At 69.1% G+C, this 7997-nt stretch carries 9 protein-coding genes; 5 read left to right on the top strand and 4 right to left on the bottom strand.

The window, feature by feature from the left end; genetic code table 11:
- Positions 1–216 precede the first annotated feature (216 nt).
- Complete coding sequence (locus Q0C38_RS22780; protein WP_149536470.1) at positions 217–534, top strand: DUF736 domain-containing protein; 318 nt, start codon at positions 217–219, stop codon at positions 532–534.
- Positions 535–669: 135 nt separating this feature from the next.
- On the top strand, positions 670–4056 hold the full coding sequence (locus tag Q0C38_RS22775; protein WP_291299433.1) for a type ISP restriction/modification enzyme: 3387 nt from the start codon (positions 670–672) through the stop codon (positions 4054–4056).
- A gap of 19 nt (positions 4057–4075) precedes the next feature.
- Here the strand turns inward: Q0C38_RS22775 and Q0C38_RS22770 are convergent, their stop codons facing one another.
- From Q0C38_RS22770 to Q0C38_RS22755, 4 genes are all read right to left on the bottom strand, one after another.
- Positions 4076–4654, bottom strand: coding sequence for an RES family NAD+ phosphorylase (locus tag Q0C38_RS22770; RefSeq protein ID WP_291299432.1), 579 nt, complete (start codon positions 4652–4654; stop codon positions 4076–4078).
- Positions 4655–4657: 3 nt separating this feature from the next.
- On the bottom strand, positions 4658–5005 hold the full coding sequence (locus tag Q0C38_RS22765) for a hypothetical protein (RefSeq protein ID WP_230165376.1): 348 nt from the start codon (positions 5003–5005) through the stop codon (positions 4658–4660).
- Entirely contained in the window at positions 5002–6363 is a 1362-nt protein-coding gene (locus tag Q0C38_RS22760; protein ID WP_291299431.1) for a hypothetical protein, read from the bottom strand. The genes Q0C38_RS22765 and Q0C38_RS22760 overlap by 4 nt, the downstream gene beginning before the upstream one ends.
- A 111-nt stretch (positions 6364–6474) precedes the next feature.
- Positions 6475–6750 (bottom strand): helix-turn-helix domain-containing protein, encoded by a 276-nt coding sequence (locus Q0C38_RS22755; RefSeq protein WP_230165373.1) that lies wholly within the window; start codon positions 6748–6750, stop codon positions 6475–6477.
- A gap of 157 nt (positions 6751–6907) precedes the next feature.
- Between Q0C38_RS22755 and Q0C38_RS22750 the strand changes: the two genes are divergently transcribed.
- The 3 genes from Q0C38_RS22750 to Q0C38_RS22740 form a co-directional block, all read left to right on the top strand.
- Positions 6908–7174: a DUF2285 domain-containing protein gene (locus Q0C38_RS22750; RefSeq protein ID WP_230165372.1), complete on the top strand. Its 267-nt coding sequence runs from the start codon at positions 6908–6910 to the stop codon at positions 7172–7174.
- Positions 7175–7296: 122 nt separating this feature from the next.
- Positions 7297–7635, top strand: a complete 339-nt coding sequence (locus tag Q0C38_RS22745; RefSeq protein ID WP_230165371.1) for a transcriptional regulator domain-containing protein — start codon at positions 7297–7299, stop codon at positions 7633–7635.
- A gap of 43 nt (positions 7636–7678) precedes the next feature.
- Positions 7679–7997 (top strand): DNA -binding domain-containing protein (locus tag Q0C38_RS22740; RefSeq protein ID WP_291299430.1); only part of this gene is annotated, 319 nt, incomplete at its 3' end.

The following is a 7997-nucleotide window of genomic DNA, read 5'->3' as shown; positions in this document are numbered from 1 at the left end:
ACGGCTGACGCCTCGGGCGCCTCGGCCGCAACGGCGCCGGTGCGACTTTCTTCCCCTGCGCGTGCCGCGCATTCCTCGCGAGGCAAGAAAGTCTCCCAGCCCCGTCCTCCGCTGCGCTGCGGCCCGCAAGCGGGTGCGTCGGCGCCCGCCCCCGGCCGGACGATCGCCATCGAGGCCGCGATGGGCGCGGCCCGATCGACAGACAGGAGACAGTCTATGGCGACCATCGGCACCTTCACCCGCACCGGCGACGGCTTCACCGGCACGGTCTCGACGCTCACCCTCGATGCCAAGGTCCAGGTCCGGCCGGCCGAGAAGAGCAGCGACAAGGCCCCCGACTTCCGCATCTTCGCCGGCCGCGCCGAGATCGGAGCGGCGTGGAAGAAGACCTCGAACGAGGGCCGCGACTACCTCTCGGTCAAGCTCGACGACCCCTCCCTGCCGGCGCCGATCCTGGCGAACCTCTTTGAGATGGAGGGCGGCGAGTTCGAGCTGATCTGGTCCCGCCCGAACGGCAACCGCAGCAGGGAGTGAACGGCCAACGGCGCCCCGCCTGGATGGGCGGGGCGCCAGCCTCAATGCGTCACCGGCAAGGTGGACTGGCGTCGCAGCGATCGGCTTCGTAACCTTTGGTTGAACACGATCACCGAAGCGGATTCGCACCGACCCATGGCTGATTCCCTCTCCGCCGCGGTGTCGCGCTTCGGCGCATCGCTCAAGGCAAAGCTTTCCGGCAAGGCAGCGGTCGGCGCACCGGAGGACCAGCTCCGCGCTCCGCTCGAGACGCTGATCGCCGACCTCGCCGCCATCCTGCTGTTCAAAGCCGGCGATGTGGTCGCGATCGGCGAGACCACGCTGTCCTCCCTGAAGACCCGACCGGACTACGCCGTCCGCGCCCGCAATGCCTTGGTTGGCTTCATCGAGGTCAAGGCGCCCGGCAAGGGCGCCGACCCGCGCCGCTTCAAGGACGAGCACGACCGCGACCAGTGGACCAAGCTCAAATCCCTGCCGAACCTTATCTACACCGACGGCAATGCCTTCTCGCTGTGGCGTGATGGCGCCCTCCAGGGCGAGATCGTCCGGCTGTCCGGCGACGTGGAAACCGCCGGTGCCGCGCTCACGGCGCCGGACGCACTGACCCGCCTGTTCGGCGACTTCCTGCGCTGGGAGCCGATCCCGCCCACCAATGCGCGCGCGCTCGCCGCGCTCAGCGCCGGCCTGTGCCGCCTGCTGCGCGACGAGGTTACCGAGCAACTCGACCAGAAGGTCCCGGCGCTGAGCGGCCTCGCCGAGGATTGGCGCCGGCTGCTGTTCCCCGAAGCCAGTGACGAAGACTTCGCCGACGGCTACGCGCAGGCCGTCACCTTCGGACTGCTGATGGCGCGCGCACAGGGCATCGTGCTCGCCGATGGCCTGGACCGCGTCGCGAAGGCTCTGGCCAAGACCAACACGGTGATCGGTGGCGCCTTCCGCGTGCTGACCGACCATGTCGATGGGCAGGAAGCGTTGAAGACGTCGCTCGGCACCCTCACGCGCGTGCTCGATGCCGTGGATTGGGCTGCCATCGGCAAGGGCGACCCCGAGGCCTGGCTGTATTTCTACGAGCACTTCCTGGAGGCCTACGACAACGACCTGCGCAAGCTCACCGGTTCCTACTACACGCCGCCCGAGGTGGTCACCGCGATGGTGCGCCTGGTGGATGACGTGCTGCGGGACCCGGCGCGCTTCGGACAGCCGGAAGGCCTCGCCTCCAACGAGGTCACGCTGGCGGACCCGGCCGTCGGCACGGGCACCTACCTGCTGGGCGTGCTACGGCGCATCGCGGAAACCGCGCGCGCCGACGGCGCCGGCACGGTGCCCGGCGTTATCCGCGCCGCGCTGAAGCGCATCATCGGCTTCGAGTTGCAGTTCGGCCCCTTCGCCGTCGCGCAGCTGCGCCTGCTGGCGGAGGTCGCCGACCTGCTCAAGGTGAAGGGCACGGTGCCCGCCGACGTGCATCTGCGCCTCTATGTCACCGACACCCTCGGCAATCCCTATGCCGATGAGGAGTACATCCCGCAGATCCTCAAACCGCTCGCGGAATCCCGGCGGGAAGCGAACAAGGTGAAGCGCGCCGAGCCGATCACCGTCGTCATCGGCAATCCGCCCTACAAGGAAAAGGCGAAGGGGCGCGGCGGGTGGGTGGAGGCCGGCAGTGCGAATGCAAAGGAGGCCGCGCCGCTCGCGCGCTGGATGCCGCCGCCCGAATGGGGCGTGGGCGCGCATTCGAAGCATCTGCGCAACCTCTATGTCTATTTCTGGCGCTGGGCGACGTGGAAGGTTTTTGGCGATGCGGCCGCCGCGCCGCAGGCGCGGGCGGACCGGCGCGGCATCGTGTGCTTCATCACCGTGGCGGGGTTTCTCAACGGGCCGGGCTTCCAGGCGATGCGTGCCGATCTGCGCCGCACGGCGGATGAGATCTGGGTCGTGGATTGCTCGCCAGAGGGCCACCAGCCTGCCGTTGCCTCGCGCATTTTCCAGGGCGTGCAGCAGCCCGTGTGCATCGTGCTGGTGGCGCGCACGGGCAAGGCGGATGCGAGCAAGCCCGCCCGCGTGCGGTATCGCGCGCTGCCGGTCGGGCGGCGGGAGGAGAAGTTCGCGGCGCTGGCGAAGCTGACACTCGACGGCGAGGGCTGGATCGACTGTCCGGAGGAGGAGCGCGCGGCATTCCTGCCGGCCGCGACCGGCGGATGGGCGACCTATCCGACGCTCGATGCGCTGTTCGCCTACAACGGCTCGGGCGTCATGCCGGGGCGCACCTGGGTGATTGCGCCGGATCGCTGGTCATTGGAGGAACGCTGGAAGCGCCTGGTGGCCGAGCGCGATCCCGAGCGGAAGGAAGTGCTTTTTCACCCGCACATCCGCGACGAGCAGCTCGGCGACAAGCACTCAGGCAAGGTCGTGGAAGAGGGCCTCGCAGGGCACGACCATCGCATACTGCCTGTCGCGAAGGACAAGGGGTCGGTCGTCGCGCCGGCCCACTACGGCTTCCGGTCCTTCGATCGCCAATGGGTCATTCCTGATGCACGCTTGTTAAACCAACCGAACCCGACCCTGTGGCGCGTGCATTCGGATAAGCAGGTCTACCTCACTGCGCTGATGCAGCACTCGCCGACTGGCGGACCAGCAGTGACCTTCTCCGCACTTATCCCAGATCTGCACCACTACAAGGGCTCGTTCGGTGGTCGCGCCTTTCCGCTGTGGGCCGACAGCGCCGCAGCGACGCCGAACATCCCAGCCGCCGTGTTGGCCGCGCTCTCCTCCGCGCTCGACGCGCCCGTCTCCGCGCCCGACCTTCTCGCCTACATCGCCGCCGTGGCCGCGCACCCGGCCTATGTCACCCGCTTCGCGACCGACCTTATGCAGCCCGGCCTGCGAATCCCGCTCACCACCGACGTCGCGCTGTTTGCCGAGGCCGCCCGCCTCGGCCGTCGTGTCATCTGGCTGCACAGCTTCGGCGAGCGCTTTGTCGATGCGTCCGACGGCCGTCCCGCCGGCGCGCCGCGCCTGCCCGCCGCGGAGCGCCCGACCATCCCGGAAGACGGCGCCATCCCGATCGACCCCGCTGCGATGCCGGACACGATCCGCCACGACGCCGCCACACGCCGCCTGCATGTCGGCCAGGGCCATGTCGACAATGTCTCGCGTGCCGTCTGGGACTATGAGGTCTCCGGCAAGCAGGTGCTGACGCAGTGGTTCAGCTACCGCGGCCGCGACCGTTCGCGCCCGATCATCGGCGACCGCCGCAAGCCCTCGCCACTCGGTGACATCCAGCCGCCCGGCTGGCTGCCGGAGTACACAACCGAATTGCTCAACGTGCTGAACTTGCTCGGCGGCCTGGTCGCGCTGGAGACCGCGCAGGCCGACCTGCTGGAGCGCATCTGCAACGGCCCCACGCTGCCGGCCTCGGCGCTCCATGCCGCGGTTGCGGCGGACACGACGAAGGCGCCCGCCGCACGGCGCGGCCGCCGACGCGTGGCGGCGCAGGGCGATCTTTTGGGCGGGAGCGATCCCTGACGCGCCAGCGGCGCGCCGTTCAGCCGTTGCGCTGCGCGTTGCGCCAGGCCGTCCAGTCGACGATGCCGTGGTCGCGCACGACCTCGACCGCCTCCGGTCCGGCAACGCCGCAGAACACCACCAGGTTGGGATGGGCGGAGCGCGCGCTGGGCACGAACAGGCCGTCGCGGCCGTGGAAATGCGCGGCCTCCGCGATCTCCTGCGTGCGCGGATATTCGAGCTGCCGCTCGCTGTAGGACAACTGGCCGAACGCGTTCGTCTTGAGGCCCAGGCTCGCGAGCACCTCCAGCGAGGCGATGCGCACGCAGGCGTCGAGCGCGACGCGAAGCTCGTGCAGGCCATAGCGCACCTGGGACGGCATCACGGGCTGGCCGCGGCTGAGATGGAAGAACATCTCCGCCCGCGCGCCATCCTCATGCGTCGAGGTGTAGAGAACCTCGAAGCTGCGATCATCCCAACGGCCGCCCACCGCGCTGCACTGCGTCGGGTCGCGCCCTTCGCGCACGACGCGCCACACCGGGCCGCTCCAGGCCTCTCGCGGCAGCGCCTCGACGGCATCGAGCAGGTGGTTGTCGCGGGGGGAGCGGGCCGCGGCCATGCGTCAGAGATACACGTCCGAGTCCAGCCGATCGAGGATGCGCAGGATCTCCTCGGACCGGTTCTGGTTGATCAGGTCGATGGCCCGCTGGCCATCAAGCTGCGGATGACGCGCATAGAGCCAGGTGCGGATTTCATCCGCGCTGTAGTACTCCGTCAGACGCTGGACGATGAAGTGCAGGTCCGACAGCACCAGCTGAGTGTCCGGCTGCGGCTTGACCGTGCCGGACTTCCAGCGCGAGACCGTCGCCTTGGAGACGTCGGCGATGTTGGCGATGTCGGTGCCGGACAGGCCGCCGAACTCGTTCAGATCGTCGATGTAGCGGGGCATTGCGCCCGATTTGCCGCTCACGGCTGCCCCTTTGCGGACTTGGCTGCTCCTCCACTCCGAAGCGCGGCTACGCGTGCGCGGGGCACGTCGTTGCCGCGGGTCTCGTGAATGGTCTCGAGCGTCGTGCGAATCTTCTCGGTCGTCCGGCTATGGTCCGCAAGCCGCTTCATCAAGGCTTCCGGATCGATGTTCTGGCGCGCCGCTTCGGCAGCGTCCGGGCGCAGTGCCTTGATCTCGCGCGCCGTCCGGTCGGCTTTCGCCATGGGCCCGTCGTGGCTGAGAAAATACGTCTCGCGTCGCAGGTCCGGCACGGCCTCCAGCTTCGCGATGCTGCTGAAGAACTGCCGCGCCGCATGCCCCCGCGGATCGGCGACCATGCTGTCGTACCCGTGCTTGCAGCACGCGCGATCAGCGCATCCGCAGATGCGGCGGCCATTCTTCGCGCTTGCGAGAACGTCGAGCTCGCTGCGCGTCAGCGTGCGGTTGAGGCCGGGTATCGAGAGCCGCACCGCGCGGCCGAACTTCGCGTCGTCGGGACGCGGTTTGGCTGGCTTGTGCCAGTCGCCCGTGTCGAAGCGCTCGCGCTCGCCAATGCCCTGCGCAATGCCGGAGACCCCGCCGAACGCTAGGGCCGCCTGGCCTGGCAGCCCGCCCAGTTGATCGGCGATCACGGGCTTGCCGAGGTTGTGCAGTCCCGCCGCGGCCGAGAGGTAGCGGCTCAATTGCAGGGGACCGGCATCGGCGCCCAAACCCGCGACGCGGAGCCAGACGTAGTCGATGGGAAGCGCGGCCAGCGTCGCGACCAGCATGCCGCGCTGATTCGGCTGGTTCAGCACCGCGTTCGGAACGATCAGCGGATAGTCGATCGCGATGCCCTGGCCCCCCTCGCGGTCGAGTGCTCTCCGCAACGCGAGGCAGGCGTCGCGATCCACCGAGAACCAATCGCGGAATGCCGGATCGCCCAGGTGATGCGCCGGCGACAGGACAGCGGTGACGCCTGATGAGACCGCCAGGCGCGCGATCTGGCCGATGACGTCGGACTTTGCGTCGGCCCGGAAATGATCGGGGCCGAGCGGCCCGGCACCTTCGGGCAAGGCCCATGGTGCGGTGCGAACCCGCCCGGAGTGCCGCCCGACGCTGGCGAGCTCTGCCGCTTCGGTGTCCAGGACGATCTCGCCGCCGGCGTCGCGGACTGCCGCGATAAGCTCTTGCTGGTGGCGCAGGCGGGAGGCTTCAACGACCAGGCGGCGGGCGGGCAAGTGCCCTGCTCCATGAAGATCCGCGAGCTTCCGATGGGCCTCGCCGACCCAGAGATAGGTTGCGATCGGCGACGAAGGGGCCGGGGACGGCTTCGGGAAGGGGAGGATCTGGGCAGCCACAGCGCACCTCGCGCATCTGAGTTTCACGAGAAGCTATCTGTGAAACGCCAATGCGTCAAGGAAGAGCGGGCTTCGGTGTACCCCGCCTCGGGATTGAGGGGTTGTGGGCATCTACCGCGGCTTGCCCGCGGTGCCGGAGCGACCGCCACGGCGAAGCGGAGCGGCGGCATCGCTCTCGCCGTCCGGCGCGACAAGCGCGACGTGGCTCACCCCGAGCGCGGACGCCAGTTCGAAGAGCGTGACGATCGTCGGGTTACGGCGGCCGCGTTCCAGGCTGCTCAGATATTGCTGGCTGAAGCCCGAGGTTTCGGCGAACGCCTCCTGCGTCAGGCCCTTCTCGAGCCTGATCCGCCGCACGTTCCTCCCCACCAGCCGGCGCATGTCCATGCCGGCACGGTCGTCGCGCTACATACTTCGAGTTTATCACCTATAGTATGTATCGACTGCGACCCCTCAAAAGCGCTTGGGGGATGGCGCATCGCGCACCAGTGGACGACGCTGATGAGGTGGGTGCACCGAGTCGTCGATGCTGAGAGGAGCTTGCATGGGCAGCAGGAAGATCCTCGACAGGCCGCCAGACGAGCCGACCGTCACCGAGTACGATCTCGCCCACAAGGTGATCTATCTCCGTTTGCTTGATGCCGCCGCCGATCAGGCCGATTGGCGCGAGGCAAGCCGCCTCGTTCTTGGCCTGGACCCGGCGCGCGACCCTGACCGCGCCAAGCGCATCCACGACAGCCACTTGGCCCGCGCCCGATGGATGACCGAGGCCGGTTATCGCGACCTGCTGCGGCAGGGCTCGACAAACTGACCGGCGTTGCGCCCACGGCAACACGGTTTGCCTGGCGCGCGCCTGGACAACACACGGAATGGTCGCATGTCTCGGCGTGCTGCGCGCGGAGCGTGTGCTCCGCGCTGTGTCGGAGCCTTGCCATGCCGTCGCGAGACTGGCGGTCGGCGGCCGCCTATGCCGATCTGGAGAACGCCTCGGCGCGCGATCTCGCCTGGGAATTCCTCCGGCGCAACCCGCGCTATGTGCGCGACTGGGAACAGCTCGACGACCGGCGGCCCGACGACGCGGCCAGCGCCGTCGCCGAGCGCTGGGGGTTGCGATTTCGCGGCCGACCCGGCGCTGGACGCGGGCAGCGCAAGGGTCATCTGGGCGCCGACCATCTCTACCGCCACCGTTGCGCTGTCGGCCTTGCCGCCGTCCTTCTCGCCTCCCTTGCCGGCTGTCCTGCCGCCCTTGAATTCACCGCAGCTGGGGAGTGACGGGCTGCACGGAACCGTAGGGACGCCGCCGCTGCCGGTCTGGTTGATCGGCGACCCGCCGCCCGACGCGCCGCTAGGCGTCCTGGTGCCGCTCGACGCCCTCACGCCAAAGCGCCTGGCTGCTGCGCTGCAATTCTGGACTGCGCTCCGGGGCCGACCCGCGCGCGATCACGCTTTTTCGCGCAACCGCCGACGGGTCCTGGTCAATCGCCTGCGCGCACTCGATGGCGATGCCGACGGCGCGAGCATCCGCGACCTCGCGGTCGGCCTGTTCGGAGCGGCCCGCGTTCCCCGTGGCGCCGCCTGGAAGAGCCACGATCTGCGCAGCCGCACCCTGCGCCTCCTTTCGGCTGCTCGCGCAC

The organism is Elioraea sp., from assembly GCF_022842375.1.
In the GTDB taxonomy this organism is placed as follows: domain Bacteria; phylum Pseudomonadota; class Alphaproteobacteria; order Acetobacterales; family Acetobacteraceae; genus Elioraea_A.
The sequence above is the reverse complement of the archived record's forward strand: the minus strand, read 5'-3'. Positions and strand labels throughout refer to the sequence as shown.